This is a genomic window from Dolichospermum sp. UHCC 0260 (genome assembly GCF_009711985.1).
Taxonomy (GTDB): domain Bacteria; phylum Cyanobacteriota; class Cyanobacteriia; order Cyanobacteriales; family Nostocaceae; genus Dolichospermum; species Dolichospermum lemmermannii.
Genome location: NZ_VIKZ01000072.1, coordinates 1 through 18,392, shown reverse-complemented (window position 1 = coordinate 18,392; position 18,392 = coordinate 1). Strand labels below are relative to the sequence as shown.

Genomic DNA, 18,392 nt, shown 5'->3' with positions numbered 1-18,392 from the left:
GGACTAGATTAAGCCGATACGGTCAAGAGGCCAGAAGCGAAATGTAGCACGACCGATGACGTTTTGACGGGGGACAAAACCCCAATAGCGAGAGTCATTACTATCATTACGGTTGTCTCCCATGACGAAAAATGCGCCTTCCGGGACTTTGATTTCTGGAAATGGGCTATTTGGTGGTTCGGCAATGTAGTCTTCTGTTAAGGCTGTACCGTTGAGGTAAACTTTGCTTTGAGCGATGCTAATTACTGCTCCTGGTTCACCAATTACCCGTTTAATAAAGGCTTGGTTTTGAGAATATCCGCGTCTTTGTAATTCTGGTGGTGAGTTAAAAACGACGATATCGCCGATTTTAGGGGGATGAATCCGGTATGATACTTTTTCTATGACCAAGCGATCGCCTGTGTGTAAAGTAGGGTACATTGATTCTGATGGAATCAGGCGTGGTTCAGCGATAAATGTCCGAATTAGCAGAGCTAAACACAGGGCAATAGTTATTAAAACTAAATTCTCCTGCCAACCACTCCAGATTTTTGTTTGTGAAGAAGCATCTTTTATATCACTTTCGTGAGGAGTCATAGTTAACAGTGTAAGGGGGATAGAAGGGCAGGGGGAGTTGGGGAAGTTGGGGGAGTTGGGGGAGTTGGGGGGGAAAGAATTTTCCCAATGACAACGGACAACGGACAACTGTACGGGCGAAGCATTTGGAGAACTATTTTTGGCAATGACCGATAATTTATCTTCCAAATGCTTCGCCCCTACTGACAACGGAAAACGGAAAACGGACAACGGACTAATGACCATTATCTGATTTAGCGGTAATGACTTCTGCGGGACGGAGGACTTTTTCACCTAAATGAAATCCGCGACGGACAATTTTAGTGATTGTTTGGTCTGGGATATCCGTTCTTTCTTCCCGATCAATGACGCGACATAAGTTAAAATCTGGTTCTGTGCCTTCTTGTAATTCTATAGGTAAAAGTTGGCGCTTTCCTAAAACACCGAGAAACTTGCGATTAACTGCACCTATGGATCTGGGTAAGCGTTCGATAAATTCTGGACTAGGATTGGGATTGTTTTCTAGATAGTCTAATAAAGCTTCTAAGGCATCAGCAACTTCTAAAAGTTCCAAGAATAAATCTTCTGTTTGGGCTGTAGTTTGGGTTTGCTGTTCTCTCAAAGACTGCTGTAATACTACATTATCTTTTTGCAGAATGCCGAGTTTTTGGACGAGTAATTCTCGTAATTCTAAGCTAATTAGATAGTTTGGGGATAAGTCAGGCACGGGAAATCTCTTTAGATAGCACAGTTAGAATTTTGTTAGCCCAAGTGTTAATTTGGGAATGAGGATGATTACTCAAAAGCGTTTCCGCAGTAATAATTACAGATGCCCGCAGTTGTTTTTTTTGGGCAAAATTTTCAGCTTTCTGACTAGCTTGTTTGAAGTTGTCAACTATCATCATGGGTTTTTCCTTTTACAGCTACTAGGAATTTTCAACTCCTGATCTATATCTAATTTATTTTCCCGTTTTTGTAATTCGGCGTTAGCGGCAACGATTAATTGCCAATCAGTAGGTTTACTACAAAACTTGCCAGCAATACTACTAAGAGTATCTCCTGATTTTACGGTATAAGTGGCTAGTGGTGACGCTGGTTTAGGAATGACAGGGGTAATTACCTGGGGACTGAGATTAGGAGTAGTAGTAACTGTAGGTTTAGGAACTGTTGCGGTATATATAGCTGTTTGCAGGGCAAAAAAACTACCTCCTACACCGATAGTAATACCAATCATCAGCATTAAGATAGCGATGCCTGTTGTCCAGGATTTTGGCTGCTGGGGTAATTCTGCCAATGAGCGAATTAGAGAAACATCAGTATCACAATTAGGACAAATGTTGCCCTCAATTCCTTGATACCCGCAAACAGGACAATCAACTTTAGTTTTGGTGTTCATCGCGTAAGTCCCGTGATAATACTATGACTGGGTAATTCTTGATTTAACCAATGTTGCACATCTGGTTTTAATTTACCTTTGGGGGTTAAAGTCCCCTGCTTCTAGAAGCAGCGGGTTTTGCGTCGGGGTAAAATCCCCGTTGCAAAACGTAATTCTAAATTCTAAATTCTAAATTCTGCATTCTTTTAATTCCCGCTATAAATGATCTACCTCATTACTATCACTACTGATGGCTGCATTTAACATCCGAGAGAGTTTGTCAGACATGGCATTAGCTGCAGTAGGGGCAACGGCTTTGGCTTGTTGGATAGCGAGAATACAACCTTGTACTAACTGGACTTCATCAGGTAAATTGCGAATTTCTCTTCTGGTTTTTTGACTGTGATCCTCCATGGAGGAGATATTATTAGTATTAATAGCAAATTGTAATTCTTGACTCAAGTTTTGTAGTCGTTCTGGCTGAAGTTCAGGAATCATATTCTAATTCTTGATAGATTTTCTCATCTACCTGCCCCCTTGAAAAATTACAACTCACTTTGACAAAGGGATTATTTTTTAACCAACATTCCGCACTCATAATCTAGTATGACCCTTTTCAAGAATTATTCTTAATAAGGTTCAAAATCTTACGTATTAAAGCTTAAAGTATTTGATAAAATATGTATTTTTAAAGACAATAAAAAATAAAATTAAGGAAATATTCGCATATTACAAAATGAAGTGCGGAATATGGGATTTAATTATTAATGAGAACTTAACTAACTCTTGAGTAACCAAACCCGATAAAAATGGTCGGGTATGTTTGACGTGGATTTTGCCTTGTGCTAGTATCATTCCAAAGTTGACGGATACCCAGGGAACGCAAAATTATGACTCAGGCGATTACAAACCTCAACCAAGCGAACACTTCTATTCTCAAGGCTTTGAAGTGTAAAGAATGTGGAGCAGAATACGAACTTAAAGCCACTCATGTATGTGAATTGTGTTTTGGACCGTTGGAAGTCAAATATGATTACAATGTGCTGCGGAGTTTAGTTAGTCGAGAAACTATTGAAGCTGGTCCCAATTCTATCTGGCGCTATCGTCACTTTTTGCCAGTTGCTACAGATGATTATATAGATGTGGGAACAGGAATGACTCCCTTGGTGCGTTCCCACCGTCTTGCCCGTCGCCTGGGTCTAAATAAACTTTATATTAAAAATGATGCCGTCAATATGCCCACCCTGAGCTTTAAGGATCGGGTGGTGTCAGTTGCCCTCAGTAGAGCGAGAGAATTGGGTTTTACGACTGTTTCTTGTGCTAGTACAGGTAATTTAGCAAATTCTACCGCAGCGATCGCTGCCTACGCTGGTTTAGATTGCTGTGTATTTATCCCTTCTGACTTAGAAGCTGGTAAAGTCATCGGTAGCTTGATTTATAGTCCTACCCTGATGTCAGTCAAAGGCAACTATGATCAAGTTAATCGTCTTTGCTCAGAAGTTGCCAATACCCACGGTTGGGGTTTTGTGAATATTAACCTGCGTCCTTACTACTCTGAAGGTTCTAAGACATTAGCCTTTGAAGTTGCAGAACAACTAGGTTGGCAATTACCAGATCATATAGTTGCCCCTTTGGCTTCTGGTTCTCTGTTTACCAAAATTTATAAAGGTTTCCAAGAATTTGTCGAAGTTGGTTTGGTAGAAGGTAAAGATGTTCGCTTTAGTGGCGCTCAAGCGGAAGGTTGTTCCCCCATTGCGAAAGCTTTTAAAGAAGGTAGAGACTTTATTCAACCAGTTAAACCTAACACAATTGCTAAATCAATTGCGATTGGCAACCCTGCCGATGGTGTATATGCTGTAGAAATCGCTCAAAAAACCAACGGTAATATTGAATCAGTTAATGATGCCGAAATTATCGAAGGTATCAAACTATTGGCAGAAACCGAAGGTATCTTTACCGAAACCGCAGGTGGTACAACCGTTGCTGTTCTTAAAAAATTAGTAGAAGCTGGCAAAATTGATCCAGATGAAACTACAGTGGTTTATATCACTGGCAATGGTTTGAAAACCCAGGAAGCAATTCAAGGCTACATTGGTGAACCTTTAACAATTGATGCCAAACTAGACAGTTTTGAACGGGCTTTAGAAAGATCCCGCACACTTGACCGCTTAGAATGGCAAGAAGTTACAGTTTAATCCTGTCACTAACAATTAATTGTAGGGGTTTAGCACTGCTAAACCCCTACCAACCAAATCACTCACTAACAATTAACGTTTAAACAATGGCTGTCAAAGTTTTAGTTCCCACAGTTCTACAAAAGTTTACAGAAGATCAAGCTGTCTTAGAATGTAGTGGTAGTAATATTTCTGAATTGTTTGATTACTTAGAAACAAGCTATCCTGCTATTAAGGGGCGTTTGCGGAAGCCAGACGGAGAGCCTTTACGGTTCTTAAATTTCTATGTCAACAGCGAAGATATTCGATTTTTACAAAATACAGAAACACCACTTGAGGATAAAGATGAAGTGAGTATTGTTCCCGCTGTTGCAGGTGGTTGAAATATCTCTGGAGGGTATGGGATTTTAAAAGTCCCAAATTACCCATTACCCATTACCCATTTTATCCAACATACTTCTTGAAAAGTTACTATTTAAACGATTTTATCCCAATTATAGGCCAAGCTGCACAGAATCATGAAACTTATTAATTCATCCGTCTTTATCTGCGCTAATCTGCGTTAATCTGCGGTTAATTACTCTTAAAATCTTATTTTATATCTAAATAGCTGTAGCTATGCTCTAGTATGTCAAAATAAAAATAACTGACTACCCCAAAATGAGCAATGGCAGAAGAAACTAATCAAAATCAAGCGGGAGATGTAGCTTCTAATCCTGCTGCAACCGCCCCAGAAAAGCCCCCAGCAGAGACTAAAGCTGCCAAAAAGGAAAAACCCCCAGCATTGGAAGATAAGCCTTTTGAAGAGTTTATGCAGCAGCATTACCTCCCAGCGTTGCAAGAGGCAATTACTAAAGAAGGTGTGCCAGATGTAAAGCTGACTTTTGCCAAGCAGAAATATTCTATTATTGGTTTTAATTCAGCGGAAGAATGTTGGCAAGTTATTGGTTCTTGGCAAGGGGGACAACGCCAGTTTAACGTATATTTCCCTGAAGAAAATATTCAAGGTAAAAAGGGATTTTCCTGTAATGAAGGTAAAAAACCCAGTACCTTGGAGTCATTTCTAATTGATGAGCGCAAAACTACCCTAGAATTGTTGGTATCTCGGCTAGTGTACCGCTTAAATGGACAAAAGTGGCTAGGTAGAAATTAGAACTTTACAATTCATCGAAATAATAAGTAACGACTCCAGAAATGGGGTCGTTACCTATTCTGAGATGATCTGATTGCAGCATTTCTCTGAGTATAGTTTCCACTTCCACAATACCAGATCCGGTAGCCCTAACACCTTGAATTACAGTTAAACTACCACCATTAGCCTCTGCGGCTTCTATCAGTTTAACAATCAGTGGTTTATCAGTTGGTTTCTGGACTTGGGAAATAAATATCCGTTCATTCATGGGTATACCCAGAGGTGATAAACCTGCTTTTAACCGCAAATTCTGCTCATATTCGTCAACCATATTCGGTATGATTAATAAATCATAGATTTGCCCCATGTAAAATAAACCGCAGGTAAATAGCCATAATAAACCAGTAGCGGTTTTGCCATTATATAACCGATGTAAACCGTTTATTCCCAAAAAACCAGCCCCACATAAAAGGTAAGAGACAAGAATCCGGTCTTTATTTTCGTTATTTTTTATGCTCATTTTATTTTATGTCCATTTAGGATTTACTGGTTTAAGAGTCCACACTTCAATTAAATACCCCTTGTCAGCCTTCGATTCCCCAATTAACGATTGTATTTTTAATTCTAACCATGATTTACCTTTCTCCCGAACTTCAAGCTAGACTTTCCACTCCTTTAAAAATTGGCTCATTTGAGGTTAAAAGCCGGGTTTTACAGTCTCCTTTGTCCGGGGTGACAGATATGGTGTTTCGGCGTTTAGTGCGTCGTTATGCACCAGAATCTATGGTGTATACGGAAATGGTAAACGCGACGGGTTTGCATTACGTTAAGCAGTTACCAATCATTATGGAAGTAGATCCTAATGAACGTCCAATTAGTATTCAATTATTTGATTGTCGTCCGGATTTTCTCGCAGAAGCAGCCATAAAAGCAGTGGCTGAAGGTGCGGATACGATTGATATTAATATGGGATGTCCTGTTAATAAAATTACTAAAAATGGTGGTGGTTCTTCTTTATTACGTCAACCAGAAATTGCGGAAGCAATTGTCCGAGAAGTTGTCAAAGCGGTAGATGTTCCCGTGACTGTGAAAACCCGCATTGGTTGGAATGATCATGAAATTACTATTCTTGATTTTGCGAAAAGAATGGAAGACGCGGGAGCAAAAATGATTACTGTGCATGGACGGACTCGCGCTCAAGGTTACAATGGTAATGCGCGGTGGGAATGGATCAAAAAAGTCAAGGAAATTTTATCAATTCCTGTAATTGGTAATGGGGATATTTTCTCTGTGGAAGCTGCGGTAAAATGTTTAGAACAAACTGGCGCAGATGGGGTAATGTGTTCTCGTGGAACTTTAGGTTATCCGTTTTTAGTTGGTGAGGTTGATCATTTCTTAAAAACTGGAGAATTATTACCACAACCTAACCCCATTCAACGTTTAGAATGTGCCAGAGAACATCTTTTTGCTTTATGGGAATATAAAGGAGATAGGGGGGTACGTCAAGCTCGGAAACACATGACTTGGTATGCTAAAGGCTTTATGGGTGCTGCTGATTTACGGGGTAAGTTAAGTTTAATGGAAACTGTTCAACAAGGTTTAGATTTAATTGATGGTGCGATAGAAAGATTAGCAAATGGTTATGAAGTTGAAGAAGAAGTACCAGCTATTATTGCACTTTAGCATTGATTTCTAGGTTAGGTTAAGCGATAGGTTAACACAAGCTAAGGGACTTCCAAATAAAAAAATACTCAACCACCTAACGCAAAAATCTCTCAAACCCTTATTCCTCTGTGTCCTCTGCGCCTCTGTGGTTCGTTAATCAGGATAATTTATTTCTTGGAAGTCCCTAAGTAGGTTGGCGTTGAAAATTGTCGTTATGGCAAAGCAAAAGGCAAGAGGCAAGAGTGAAGAGGGTTTAGGCGATTTTACATTTCTTTACACAGTTTGGTTTTATTGTGTTCACCTACTTAAGTGCGATCGCTAATTCTTTAAACTCCCACTTTTTATAACAAACCCCGATAACGAATAAAAATCAAAATCACAGCCCAAGAACCTAATGCCACTTTAACAGCAACTAAGATATTTAATATTGGCAAAATTCCGCCACTAAAAAGCATTCCTAACTCACCGTGTGGTAACTCAAATCCCGACAAAGTTATCACTGATAAAACAATAAAGACTAACACCGAAATCTTTTCCCACATAGCCGCGTGCCACTGTTGGTAAATATCCTGCATCCATTGGTATGATGAGGTAATTGCTATGAGTCCGATTGCTGTTCCTCCAGCCACCCCAGCCGCAAAACCACCCCCCGGACTCAAATGCCCCCTAATTGCTAATTCAATGCCCACTAATGCCGCAATTGTCGCCCCTAGACGAGCTAATATTATTGATGGTTGATCTTTAAATTGATAGATGCTGCAAGATGGTTTTTCATTAGCTAATAAAAAATTAGCTCCGAGAATGGCTATAGTAAAAACAATAACTTCAAAGATTGTATCATATAGCCGATTTCTGAAAATAATCCCTGATACTGCATTGGGAACACCACTTTCTTTAACCACTGTTTCCACAATGGAAATATCTGGTAAATTTAGTTCGGAATTAGGCATAATCAGCATTTTCACAAATAAAGCTATTCCGGCTAAAATGTAAACTAATTTCATAAATTTTGCGCTCCTGAATCTAAAATATTGAAATATTGTAAAGTTGTTTTCGGTGATGAAAGTTTACTTTTCATAATCTTATAGATGCGTTCCACTCTAATTACAGTTTGGTATGTTTCCTGTGCTTGCTCACTTTTTTCTAATTGCACACAACTAGCATGAATTTCTTTTTCTATTAATGCCTGTTGTAAGGTTTCTTTAGTAGGATAAGGTACGAGTTCTAGACGTAAATAATGTTCATTAAAAATGCTGCGGAAATCGTTTATCAGTTGTTGAAAATTGCTATCCTGATTTTTTTCTATTGACTGATTTTCCATGACACCAAGACGTAACACTAAGGATGAACGAACTGCAATTGCATAGAGGGTAATTGATAGCATTGTTCCCATTAATGCTTCTGTTAAAGCCACATCTGCTGCACCTAAAACTGCATCTACCATTGCCGCAACTGCACCGAGTACCCCACGAATGATTAAGGCATGATAGGGGTTAGTTTGAGTTACTAACATCCCCGCAGTTAAGGGTAATAAAGCAATGATTAAATAGAGATAAGTATCATTCATGTTTTTCCTCTTCTGTTGAACAATATGCTAATACATAACCCAGCATAGTATTCCAAATTGCTAAGGAAATAATGCCAAGAATAAGTAATGGCCATTCACTGGGTATTTTCAATAATAGTCCGACAATAATCATCATTGAACCTAACGTATCAGCAACAGAAAGTCCATGTAATTTGAATAATACTGATCTGTTGCTGACTAAATGAGAAGTTCCCCAAAACCAGAAAACTATGCCGATACCTATGCAGGTATAACTAAGAATGTTGATCATTTAGTAGTCCTATTTGAATTGTAAAAGTTGCTAGTTGTCAGATCCCCGACTTCTTTTAGTATCTAGTAAATAAATTATTAATTAAGATCAGAAGTCGGGGATCTTATTGTTAGTTTTAATCATACTTCACCTAATCTTCTGAGAATATGTGCTAATAACATTAATGCGGCATTTCCTACCGTCAAAATAATCGCTGCGACTACACCAATCATCCAATCATCTCGTAAAACGGAAATTACGAGAATCATGATGGCTACTTTACTAGAAATGCTGCCAAAAGCTAACATTTTCTGCCAGGTATCATCACTTCTCCAAGCTTCATAAATGGGAATGAGTAGTGCTAAAATCATTGCCGTTAAGACTATTTCTAGTTTCATGATTGTTTTCTCTTGGGTTTAATGTGGTGGACTTCATACCATCCTTCTTCGTGGTATTTCATGACGATGGTTTTGGGTGTAAAGGTAATTAGAAATATATCAAGAAAAATCAATAAAGGTGATCTGTTGAGTTTGACTCTTTCCATGATAATTTCTTCTTGATTATGGGGACGGAAGATAATTTCAAATGCCTCCATAAAAGCAACCGGAATAGCAACAAAGATTTTAATTATTACCTTTAACCAAGATTTTAATTTTTCTGGTGATGACTTACCACGTGGTAAAAGTAAGGCAATAATTACACCGATGATAATATTTGTTAAACTCACATTAGCTGTGAGTAATAACCAAATTGACAGTCTGAATATGAGATGTCCAATCATGGTAAAGCCATCCAAAATAATAGGATTAAAGTTAAACTCATGACACCAACTAAATGCTCAAATTCTTCAAATACACGAGGTAGAGATATGGATAATTTCTTGAAAATGAAATGATATCCTAACCAGCCCGCAGCAATAGTTAAAAGTGCTTTTGTAATATTGGTGATTTCATAAGCTGGAAGATAGACAATATTTGCCACAAATAATCCAGTAATTAAAAAGATTACTGATATCCAAAAACCGGATTCTGTTTTCTGTTCTTCTTCTTCTGCTTTTGCATGGGGGAGAAAAATAAATTTAGCAAAAGATATGGCTGTACCAACTGCGGCAATATTCATCACTATAAATTGCCAAGATTCTACATTTTTTATCGTTAATACCTTTGCCTCAAAACCTGACAACAAAGGCAAACCAGAAATTGATAAACTAGCGATAACTAAGGCTATCCAAATAGTAGTATCAATGGGTTTATTTTGCAGTTCTTGAAAATTGCGACTGGGTAAAGAACCCGCAATCAAAAATAAAGATGATTTGACTAATCCATGGGTGAGGGCATAAAATCCACCTACAGCCGGTGCAGCGAGAATCCAGCCTAACTGGGAAATAGTGCTAAATGCTAACAGGCGCTTGGTATCCTTTTCAAAGACAGCATAGGATACACCCATTAAAGCTGTTCCCACACCAAAAATTCTGACTATAATATCAATTTCTTCGGAAACTAATGCACAACGTAATAAAGGCAAAACACTGGCTTTAACGACAATTCCTGACATCAATGCGGAAACTGGGGTTTCTGATTCAGAATGAGTTAAAGGTAGCCATAAACCGGAGACAAAAATTCCAGCTTTGATGAATAATCCCAGAAAAATTAGTGCTAGTGCTTCCGGGGGTGATCCTTTTAACCCGGCAAAATTAAAGGAATGATGTGTTTGATAAACTAATACTGCACCTACTAGATAAAATAACATTGCAGTATTGCTAACAAAGAGATACCGTAAACCTACCCAAATTGAGCGATCGCTACGGGGATAAGCAATCAACAGAAAAGCCGCAATACCGCTTACCTCTAAAGCCACATATAAACTAATGAAATCGGCACAGATAAAGGCAGCATTGAGGCTACCATGCACAATAATCATCTGGGCATAGAAAAAAGCCGTTTTATCACTGCGCCAGCAGTAGAGGGCAACAGCAGCCGTTACCAGGGCATTTGTTAAAATAAAGTAACCGCTTAACTCGTCGGCTACTAAGGTAATACCGAAACTATCCAGTAAATTCATTGTAATGGGTGATGGTTCGATAAATAGCTGCAACCCATAAGCAGCAGAAGCAATAGTCCCCCACAATGTCAAATGTCGGTTCAGTTTGGGGACTAGAAAAATCATGAACCCTAGAATAAATGGGGTAGCAATCCAAGCTAGTGTAATGGTATTCATGGTGTATTATTTTTCTCAATCTCGTTGCTTTCCAATGTGGGGTTATCCCGTGCTAATTTCATCACACCAACCAGCATCAAAGCCTGAATGGAAAACCCGATAACTATCGCTGTTAATATCACTGCTTGGGGAACAGGATCGGCATAAGCAATGTTTTTTACATCGGAAATAATGGGAGTAAATAAGCCTTGTCGTGATGCAATTAGTACATAAAAGGCAATCACACCTGTACTCATCACATCCATAGAGACAATTTTCATTACCAGGTTTTTTTTGAGGATGATGCCAAAAAAACCACACAATATTGTTATCAGTACGCACGCTTCTAACACGGGAGTTATTTAATTTTATGATAAAGTGCTGATTTAATATAAGCACGAATTTCTAGTGCTAGGTTAATCTTGACACTAAAATATTCTGATGATTATTATAGGTATATCTAATGATTTATGTTTTCTTTACTTTTAAAATATCTGTTGAGATAAATCTATCCTTTCACAACTTTTAAAGTTTGCAAAGTTTCATCTGCACAACCGGTAATAAAACCACCCATTTTTTGAATTTCTTGCAAATATTCTAAGGCTGATTTTGTAATTAGTTCTCCTGGCATTAATACGGGAATTCCTGGAGGATAAGGACAAATAATTTCTGCACAAATCCGTTCTAGGGTTTTCTCGAAAGGTAAGATCTCACTATCAGCAAAAAATGCCTCACGGGGAGAAATGCACATAGAAGGGGCGATTATAGTATCTTTTTTATATTTACAGATTTTTTCCCGATTTGTCAAGTGGGGAATTTGGGTAAGATTATTTAAGGTTTGTACTAATGTTTCAATATCAGTTTTTGTGTTTCCTAGGCTAATAATAAATGTGAGATTTTGTAAAGATGAAAATTCTGGGGTTACTCCCATGGCATTAATAATATCTTCAGCAGTAAAACCTGTTAAACCTAGCTGAGAAACATTAACGGTTAACCGGGTTTTATCTAAATCTATAAAGCCGTTATTTTTTATATGGTTTTGAGCTATTTGTAAAACCGATAAACTAGGAATTTTGTTGATTTTATCAATTGCTTCTTTCGCTAATTCCAAAGTTTCAGACATCAGCTTTTCTCCATGTATTGCCATTTGCTGACGTGCGGCATCTAGAGAAGCTAAAAGGATAAAACTAGGACTGGTAGATTGAACTAATTGCAAAGCTTTATTCACTCTATCAATATCAATTCTTTGACCTTGAATATGTAACATTGATGCTTGTGTCATTGCCCCCAATGTTTTATGAATTGATTGGACTGTTAAATCTGCACCTGCGGATAAAGCAGATGTTGGTAATTCTGGGTGAAAATGAAAATGTGCGCCATGGGCTTCGTCTACAATTAAGGGAATATTATATTGGTGGGTAAGGTTTACCAATGCTGGCAAATTCCCACAAACACCATAATAATTAGGATAAACTATCAGCACTACTTTTGTATCTGGATGTTTTGCTAATGCTGCTTTTAATGTTTCCGGTGTAATACTGTAAGAAATATCTAAATCTGAGTTGTATGCAGGATTTATAAAAATAGGAATTGCCCCAGAAAGAATTAACCCAGAAATCACAGAAGAGTGGACATTTCGCGGCAGAATAATTTTTTCTCCTGTTCTACAAGTAGCGAGAATTGCGGCTTCAATTCCGCAGGTAGAACCATTAACTAAAAACCATGTTTTCTCTGCACCAAAAGCCTCTGCTGCTAGTTCTTGCGCTGCGAGAATTACGCTTTGAGGTGTGAATAAATTATCTAATTCTGCTAATTCTGTTAAATCAGCACGAAAGACATCTTTACCGATTAAATCGGTTAAAAGTGGGGAAATGCCCGCACCGCGTTTATGTCCTGGGGTGTAAAATGGGGCGTGAGGACGGGTTGTACAGGCTTTTAAGGCATCTATCAGGGGGGTTTGGTTTTGGTTGAGCATTTTTGGGGGAAAAGGAAGTGTTTAGGACTTTAGGTAAAATTGATAAAGTATAAAAGATAAACAAATAATATGATATATTGTATTTAAATTCAAATCCTTATGTAGACTAAAACTATGCCTAATGAAGAAGTAATCTTTTTTGAGGAAGAGGAAGATGAAGAAATTGAGTCTGAACCGCTGAGTGGGTTAATTCCTGAATTAAAGCCAATTCGAGAAATTGTTGTTTCTGGTAGTGACTGGACAACAGAGACAATCTTTAATCAACTTGTTCGGGGTAATATAGAGCTAAATCCAAGATTTCAAAGACGAGATGCTTGGGATATCACTCGTAAAAGTAGGTTTATCGAATCACTTATACTTGGATTTCCAATACCACAAATAGTATTAGCTGCTAATCGTCAGGAAAAAGGTAAATTTATTGTTCTTGATGGCAAACAACGATTGTTAACTATTATGCAATTTTATGGTGGAAGTGATGAAAACATATCGAATAATAACAATGCCTTTGCTTTAAGAAATCTAGAATTCAGACGTGATTTAATCGGCAAAAAATATGAAGATTTTAAAAATGATATCCTTTTGAGATCTGAACTTAATGCTCTCGACAACCAAACTATTCGTACAGTATTAATTAGGAGTTGGACTAACGAAAACTTACTATATAAAATTTTTCTGCGGCTGAATATAGGAGGTACTCCATTATCTCCTCAAGAGCTAAGACAAGCATTGCATCCAGGTACTTTTATCAATTGGTTAGATGATCAATCAGTTAAAAGTAAGGCTCTGAGAAAGATATTTAAATCATCAAATCCTGATTCTCGGATGCGTGATGTTGAATTACTATTACGTTATATAGGATTTCATTATTTTTTATCTGATTATCGGGGAAATCTCAAGGAATTTCTTGACACGACTTGTGAAAGGCTTAATGATCAGAGATATCATGATATTACAAATATAGTCAATCAATTTGAAGAAGCAGTACAAACAACTATTAATATATTTGAAGAAAAAAACTTCTCTCGTTTATGGTCGAGCAGAAATAATAAATATCAAAGCCAATTCAATCGAGCAATTTTAGATGTGATGGTTTTTTATTTTTCAGATGAAATAATCAGGAGATCTGCTGAAGATCATCAAGAAAAAGTTAAAATTGCTTTTCAGGAATTATGTTCATCAAACAGTGATTTTAGAGAAGCTGTTGAACGCAGAACGCAGAATATTCCTGAGATTTATAATCGTCTGAGGTTGTGGGGTGAAAGTCTACGAAAAGTTTTAGAAGTAAACTTTAATTTACCTGAACTAGATGGGAATCGGATTATTTTCAATGGTTTGAGGTAGGTTATTAATAAGATATGCCAGAATCTGATAGATTTATTACTTTAATAACGCAGTTAAACAGGTTAAAAGACGAATTTCTGCCTGAAATTAGCCCAATAAGTTCATATTCCGAGAGTCAGTTATCTAGAACTGCTGCATACAGAGTTCTTGCTCATGCTGAAATTGAATCTTATCTTGAAGAAAGAGCTTGGGAAGTTGTTCAAAATGCCAAAACTCTTTGGGATACAAGCGGTAGAACAACTCGTACTTTAATATGTCTGCTTGGTTTCTCTGGTTTAACTATGGATAAACCATCAGATACACTCAGTAGAAACAACGTAACTCAAGACAATCACGACAAGCGATTGAAAATAAGCAAGAAAATTGTTTTATCTAGCAATGAATTTTGGAAGATTATTGATAATAATCATGGAGTAAAAGAAAAAAATATTTTAGCATTACTATTACCAATAGGAATAGATAGTGATGACTTAGATCCTGCTTGGCTTGCTGACATGAATACATTTGGAGAAAAAAGAGGTCTTGTTGCACATACTTCAGCTACATCATATATGACTATTCAAACTCCAGATCCTGCAAATGAATTAAATACTGTAACCCAAATTACTGATGAACTTTTAAGAATAGATGAATTAATCAATAATTTGATAGAATAAAATGTAAAATATTCTTACTTTGAAAAAATCAAACAACATGAACTTAAAAGATATCAAACAAAAACTATTCCCCATCATCAAAATCATCTCCACTACACTCATCACCAGCGCCATTGGGTTAGAATTATGGAATCTCCAAACATCAATAACCAATAACCAACTACCCAGTATCTTAACCCCAGCTTTAATCATTGCTCATATTGCCCTATCCGCTCATTTTATTGAAGCATTAATTGCCGCTTATTATGCCCCAACACGCAATCAGACAGCAATCAAATATGCAACTTATACATTTTTTGTCGGTACAGTTGGTTTATTAGAATTCTGGGAAAATCAGGATATAGCAGCAGTTAGCAGTCAGAAAGAAGAATAATCTCAAACCTAAATTAAGGAACTGCAAGTTGATATAATTGTCTTTGTGAGGTCGCAGCGAGATTAGATTGGGCTAAACTCTTAATCTCATTCTGCCAGTAGAATCTCAGTGGCTTGGCTCCCTGAGAGTGTCAATCCTACAGCCTCCTTAGTGGAAATAGATAACTCGCGCATCTATCCTATGGTATTTCAACACGCTAGATAAACACTCGGCTTCTTCTCTTTTACTAGAACTCCCAGCGTATATATAAGTCCCAAGCCGATGCTTGGCTAAAAATGCGTCAGAAACATAGCTTCTGACAACATTTAATAATTGATCTGAATTACCAGGAATAACAACCACATAAGGGCGGTTTGGCACTTTACCAATGACGATCACATTATTCTGCTGGACAGTATTCACCGATTTGCTAACTTGAGGCAAACTTCGGGGAATACAATTGGGTGCTTGCCCCCAAGCCTTGGATAATAAACTATGCCATAAAACAGTTGTAACTATGGCTGTAATTAGATACTTGTTCATACCATTTTAGATTTTAGATTTTTTTATACCACCAATGACTCCAACCATCCTCCACCTGTTTGAACTATCCTTATACTTGAAACCAAAATCTAAAATTTACAATGCTAAGAGCCGGAATTGTCGGACTTCCCAACGTCGGAAAATCAACCCTATTTAACGCTGTAGTCGCTAATGCTAAAGCTGAAGCGGCTAATTTCCCATTTTGCACCATTGAACCGAATGTTGGCATGGTTTCAGTACCAGACGACCGGTTAGACGTTCTCGCAAAAATTGCTGGTTCTGCACAAATCCTAGCAGCCCGTGTTGAATTTGTTGATATTGCCGGTTTAGTCAAAGGTGCAAGTCAAGGAGAAGGACTGGGTAATCAATTTTTATCCCACATTCGGGAAGTTGATGCCATAGTTCATGTTGTCCGTTGTTTTGAAAACGATGATATCATTCACGTAGCCGGTTCTGTTGACCCAGCGCGAGATATTGAAATCATTAATTTAGAACTTGGTTTATCTGACTTATTCCAAATTGAAAAACGGATTGATAGAAGTCGCAAACTCGCACGCACTAGCAAAGATGCCCAGGTTGAAGTAGAAATTCTCGAAAAATTAGCCGCTGCTTTAAATGAAGGCAAATCTGTCCGTCAAGTTGGTTTGAATGCCGAAGAATCGGAAATTATCAAAGGCTTAGGACTACTTACCAATAAACCCATTATTTACGCTGCTAATGTTTCTGAAGAAGATTTAGCCACAGGTAATGATTTTGTTGAGAGAGTTCGAGAAGTTGCTGCGGTCGAAAATGCCCAAGTTGTCATTGTTTCTGCTCAAGTAGAAGCGGAATTAGTAGAATTACCAGAAGCAGATAAAGCTGATTTTCTGGAATCTTTAGGTGTAAAAGAAGGTGGTTTAAAATCTTTAATTCGCGCAACTTACACTCTATTAGGTTTGCGGACTTATTTCACCTGTGGACCGAAAGAAACCCGCGCTTGGACAATTAATGCCGGAATGTCTGCACCTCAAGCCGCAGGAGTTATTCACTCTGATTTTGAACGGGGATTTATTCGTGCAGAAACGGTTGCTTATCATGATTTAGTAACTCATGGTTCAATGAGTGCAGCCAAGGAAAAAGGCTTAGTCAGAAGTGAAGGAAAAGAATATATTGTTCAAGAAGGTGATGTACTATTATTCCGATTTAATGTGTAAATAATCTTTAACAGGGAACAGGGAACAGAAGAGATAAATATTCTGCTTTCTTTCTTCTTTCTGACTCGGTGATAACTAAATGATGAGGTGCGTTACATTATTGATAACGCACCAGTGATCTATTCCACAAAATCAGGACGCGCTTGTTGATTGAATTTAAATTTTTCTGCTAATAATTCCCACTTTTCCTGCTCAATTATATGAATAAATTCAGACAAATTTTCGCGGTATTGATGAAGAGAATGTAATAATGCTTGGCGATTATATTGCGCCATCATTACCCCTAATTCGGGATTTCCACCCCCAACCCTACTTGTATCTCGAAACCCTGAACTAGCAAAATTTTGGGCTAAGGCCGCGATTTCTGGATCTGTTTCACTTAAACAAGCTGCTATCAAGGAGGCACTCACCATTACAGGTAAATGAGAAATCCAACTCACAGCGCGGTCATGTTGTTCTGGTTGACAATGGTAGATAATAGAACCGAGCGATCGCACAATTTCCTCTACAATTGTCACAGCATTACTAGGTGTTGTTGCCACAGGCGTTAATACATAAGGCCGATTAACAAATAAATTTCGCTGTGCTGCTTCTATACCCGCGTCTGTTTTTCCCGCCATCGGATGACCACCGACAAAATTTTCCCACACAGGAGAAATTGCCTCAACTATAGGCATTTTAACTGAACCAACATCAGTAACAATAGTAGCCTTTGGTAAATGAGTGATCAACTCTTTCACTTGGGGGACTATCAATCCTATAGGGGTACAAATAAATACAACTTCGGCTGATGCCAACAAGCTCAAGTCCAACGACGCTTGATCAACGCTACCAAGGTTAATTGCCTTTTCACAAGTTGATTGACGACGACTGACACCTAAAACATGGTGTCCTTGCGAACGTAAATCGAAACCTAAGCAACCGCCTATAAGTCCCAGTCCTAAAATACCAATTTTCATCGTCATCTGGAAAATTTAATTTGTACTTATTCTCTCAATACTTTACCAACTCCAACTCTCAAAGTTGGCAATAGCAGGGTAGATTCATGACTTTAGAAGCAGAATTAATCGCAACCTAGGCAGAACTGGTTGTCAACTTTAGTGGTCTAACTCTCTAATCTCGAAATAACGTAGTATACTGGGGTTAATCGTATTTAACCCCAAGATGAAATATCTAACCCCAGAACAAGTTTACAAACAATTTGGTGATCACCCCAAGACAACCGCAGAATGGGCTGTCAATGGGAGTATAATAATGAAAGACGTAGTAAGTCTAGAATATGAAACTCAAAGTTAAAAATCATTTAACCGTTACGAGAATCGCTATTTTAGGGACTGAAAAACTAAATACTTGGAAATCTAACGAACTTGATTTAATTGCCTTGCGTTTGGGACAACTACGCTCTGACTTGTGGAACA

25 protein-coding genes are annotated in these 18,392 nt (G+C 37.9%); 9 read left to right on the top strand and 16 right to left on the bottom strand.

Going from position 1 to position 18,392, the window contains the following annotated elements; all coding sequences use genetic code 11:
- Positions 1-3: 3 nt before the first annotated feature.
- The 5 genes from lepB to FJR08_RS20785 form a co-directional block, all read right to left on the bottom strand.
- The gene (gene lepB, locus FJR08_RS20805; RefSeq protein ID WP_015083240.1) at positions 4-576 is read right to left on the bottom strand and encodes a signal peptidase I; all 573 of its coding nucleotides are present in this window, start codon (positions 574-576) and stop codon (positions 4-6) included.
- A gap of 214 nt (positions 577-790) precedes the next feature.
- A complete protein-coding gene (locus FJR08_RS20800; protein ID WP_168634412.1) occupies positions 791-1,282 on the bottom strand; it encodes a nucleotide exchange factor GrpE in 492 nt (163 codons plus the stop codon).
- The gene (locus tag FJR08_RS23060) at positions 1,275-1,460 is read right to left on the bottom strand and encodes a hypothetical protein (RefSeq protein WP_174783189.1); all 186 of its coding nucleotides are present in this window, start codon (positions 1,458-1,460) and stop codon (positions 1,275-1,277) included. The genes FJR08_RS20800 and FJR08_RS23060 overlap by 8 nt, the downstream gene beginning before the upstream one ends.
- Positions 1,457-1,951 carry a LysM peptidoglycan-binding domain-containing protein gene (locus FJR08_RS20790; protein WP_148760119.1) on the bottom strand — a complete coding sequence of 165 codons (495 nt, stop codon included), beginning with the start codon at positions 1,949-1,951 and terminating at the stop codon, positions 1,457-1,459. Before FJR08_RS20790 ends, FJR08_RS23060 begins: the two co-directional genes overlap by 4 nt.
- Before the next feature lie 195 nt (positions 1,952-2,146).
- Positions 2,147-2,428 carry a hypothetical protein gene (locus FJR08_RS20785; RefSeq protein ID WP_174783188.1) on the bottom strand — a complete coding sequence of 94 codons (282 nt, stop codon included), beginning with the start codon at positions 2,426-2,428 and terminating at the stop codon, positions 2,147-2,149.
- 392 nt (positions 2,429-2,820) lie between these two features.
- On the opposite strand from FJR08_RS20785, the gene thrC reads away from it, so the two are divergent.
- The 3 genes from thrC to FJR08_RS20770 all read left to right on the top strand — a co-directional run bounded on the left by thrC (position 2,821) and on the right by FJR08_RS20770 (position 5,257).
- Positions 2,821-4,125, top strand: a complete 1,305-nt coding sequence (thrC, locus tag FJR08_RS20780) for a threonine synthase (RefSeq protein WP_015083244.1) — start codon at positions 2,821-2,823, stop codon at positions 4,123-4,125.
- Positions 4,126-4,211: 86 nt separating this feature from the next.
- Positions 4,212-4,487, top strand: a complete 276-nt coding sequence (locus FJR08_RS20775; protein ID WP_168634411.1) for a MoaD/ThiS family protein — start codon at positions 4,212-4,214, stop codon at positions 4,485-4,487.
- Between the two features lie 284 nt (positions 4,488-4,771).
- A complete protein-coding gene (locus tag FJR08_RS20770; RefSeq protein ID WP_015083246.1) occupies positions 4,772-5,257 on the top strand; it encodes a DUF2996 domain-containing protein in 486 nt (161 codons plus the stop codon).
- 4 nt (positions 5,258-5,261) lie between these two features.
- Here FJR08_RS20770 and FJR08_RS20765 read toward each other — a convergent pair whose 3' ends face one another.
- Positions 5,262-5,756, bottom strand: a complete 495-nt coding sequence (locus tag FJR08_RS20765; RefSeq protein ID WP_015083247.1) for a TM2 domain-containing protein — start codon at positions 5,754-5,756, stop codon at positions 5,262-5,264.
- 110 nt (positions 5,757-5,866) lie between these two features.
- On the opposite strand from FJR08_RS20765, the gene dusB reads away from it, so the two are divergent.
- Positions 5,867-6,919, top strand: a complete 1,053-nt coding sequence (dusB, locus tag FJR08_RS20760; protein ID WP_168634410.1) for a tRNA dihydrouridine synthase DusB — start codon at positions 5,867-5,869, stop codon at positions 6,917-6,919.
- Positions 6,920-7,242: 323 nt separating this feature from the next.
- On the opposite strand, the gene FJR08_RS20755 is transcribed toward dusB, so the two are convergent.
- From FJR08_RS20755 to FJR08_RS20720, 8 genes are all read right to left on the bottom strand, one after another.
- The gene (locus tag FJR08_RS20755; RefSeq protein ID WP_015083250.1) at positions 7,243-7,905 is read right to left on the bottom strand and encodes a Na(+)/H(+) antiporter subunit B; all 663 of its coding nucleotides are present in this window, start codon (positions 7,903-7,905) and stop codon (positions 7,243-7,245) included.
- Positions 7,902-8,468: a DUF4040 domain-containing protein gene (locus tag FJR08_RS20750; RefSeq protein WP_168634409.1), complete on the bottom strand. Its 567-nt coding sequence runs from the start codon at positions 8,466-8,468 to the stop codon at positions 7,902-7,904. Before FJR08_RS20750 ends, FJR08_RS20755 begins: the two co-directional genes overlap by 4 nt.
- Positions 8,461-8,739 carry a monovalent cation/H(+) antiporter subunit G gene (locus tag FJR08_RS20745; protein ID WP_168634408.1) on the bottom strand — a complete coding sequence of 93 codons (279 nt, stop codon included), beginning with the start codon at positions 8,737-8,739 and terminating at the stop codon, positions 8,461-8,463. Before FJR08_RS20745 ends, FJR08_RS20750 begins: the two co-directional genes overlap by 8 nt.
- Before the next feature lie 119 nt (positions 8,740-8,858).
- A complete protein-coding gene (locus FJR08_RS20740; protein ID WP_015083253.1) occupies positions 8,859-9,116 on the bottom strand; it encodes a hypothetical protein in 258 nt (85 codons plus the stop codon).
- A complete protein-coding gene (locus FJR08_RS20735) occupies positions 9,113-9,499 on the bottom strand; it encodes a Na+/H+ antiporter subunit E (protein ID WP_015083254.1) in 387 nt (128 codons plus the stop codon). The genes FJR08_RS20740 and FJR08_RS20735 overlap by 4 nt, the downstream gene beginning before the upstream one ends.
- Entirely contained in the window at positions 9,496-10,935 is a 1,440-nt protein-coding gene (locus tag FJR08_RS20730) for a cation:proton antiporter (protein WP_168634407.1), read from the bottom strand. The genes FJR08_RS20735 and FJR08_RS20730 overlap by 4 nt, the downstream gene beginning before the upstream one ends.
- Positions 10,932-11,267, bottom strand: coding sequence for a cation:proton antiporter subunit C (locus FJR08_RS20725; RefSeq protein ID WP_015083256.1), 336 nt, complete (start codon positions 11,265-11,267; stop codon positions 10,932-10,934). Before FJR08_RS20725 ends, FJR08_RS20730 begins: the two co-directional genes overlap by 4 nt.
- 155 nt (positions 11,268-11,422) lie before the next feature.
- Positions 11,423-12,889 carry an aminotransferase class I/II-fold pyridoxal phosphate-dependent enzyme gene (locus FJR08_RS20720; RefSeq protein ID WP_168634406.1) on the bottom strand — a complete coding sequence of 489 codons (1,467 nt, stop codon included), beginning with the start codon at positions 12,887-12,889 and terminating at the stop codon, positions 11,423-11,425.
- 114 nt (positions 12,890-13,003) lie between these two features.
- On the opposite strand from FJR08_RS20720, the gene FJR08_RS20715 reads away from it, so the two are divergent.
- From FJR08_RS20715 to FJR08_RS20705, 3 genes are read left to right on the top strand one after another with little or no spacing between them, the layout of a single operon-like run.
- Positions 13,004-14,230, top strand: coding sequence for a DUF262 domain-containing protein (locus FJR08_RS20715; protein ID WP_168634405.1), 1,227 nt, complete (start codon positions 13,004-13,006; stop codon positions 14,228-14,230).
- Positions 14,231-14,244: 14 nt separating this feature from the next.
- Positions 14,245-14,886: a HEPN domain-containing protein gene (locus FJR08_RS20710; protein ID WP_168634404.1), complete on the top strand. Its 642-nt coding sequence runs from the start codon at positions 14,245-14,247 to the stop codon at positions 14,884-14,886.
- Between the two features lie 37 nt (positions 14,887-14,923).
- On the top strand, positions 14,924-15,259 hold the full coding sequence (locus FJR08_RS20705; protein ID WP_168634403.1) for a hypothetical protein: 336 nt from the start codon (positions 14,924-14,926) through the stop codon (positions 15,257-15,259).
- 147 nt (positions 15,260-15,406) lie between these two features.
- Here FJR08_RS20705 and FJR08_RS20700 read toward each other — a convergent pair whose 3' ends face one another.
- A complete protein-coding gene (locus FJR08_RS20700) occupies positions 15,407-15,781 on the bottom strand; it encodes a hypothetical protein (RefSeq protein ID WP_168634402.1) in 375 nt (124 codons plus the stop codon).
- Positions 15,782-15,882: 101 nt separating this feature from the next.
- On the opposite strand from FJR08_RS20700, the gene ychF reads away from it, so the two are divergent.
- Complete coding sequence (gene ychF, locus FJR08_RS20695; protein ID WP_148763703.1) at positions 15,883-16,974, top strand: redox-regulated ATPase YchF; 1,092 nt, start codon at positions 15,883-15,885, stop codon at positions 16,972-16,974.
- A 119-nt stretch (positions 16,975-17,093) separates the two neighbouring features.
- Here ychF and FJR08_RS20690 read toward each other — a convergent pair whose 3' ends face one another.
- Complete coding sequence (locus FJR08_RS20690; protein ID WP_168634423.1) at positions 17,094-17,933, bottom strand: prephenate/arogenate dehydrogenase; 840 nt, start codon at positions 17,931-17,933, stop codon at positions 17,094-17,096.
- Positions 17,934-18,138: 205 nt separating this feature from the next.
- Between FJR08_RS20690 and FJR08_RS24080 the strand changes: the two genes are divergently transcribed.
- Positions 18,139-18,270 (top strand): hypothetical protein, encoded by a 132-nt coding sequence (locus FJR08_RS24080; RefSeq protein ID WP_256369495.1) that lies wholly within the window; start codon positions 18,139-18,141, stop codon positions 18,268-18,270.
- Positions 18,271-18,392: the final 122 nt, after the last annotated feature.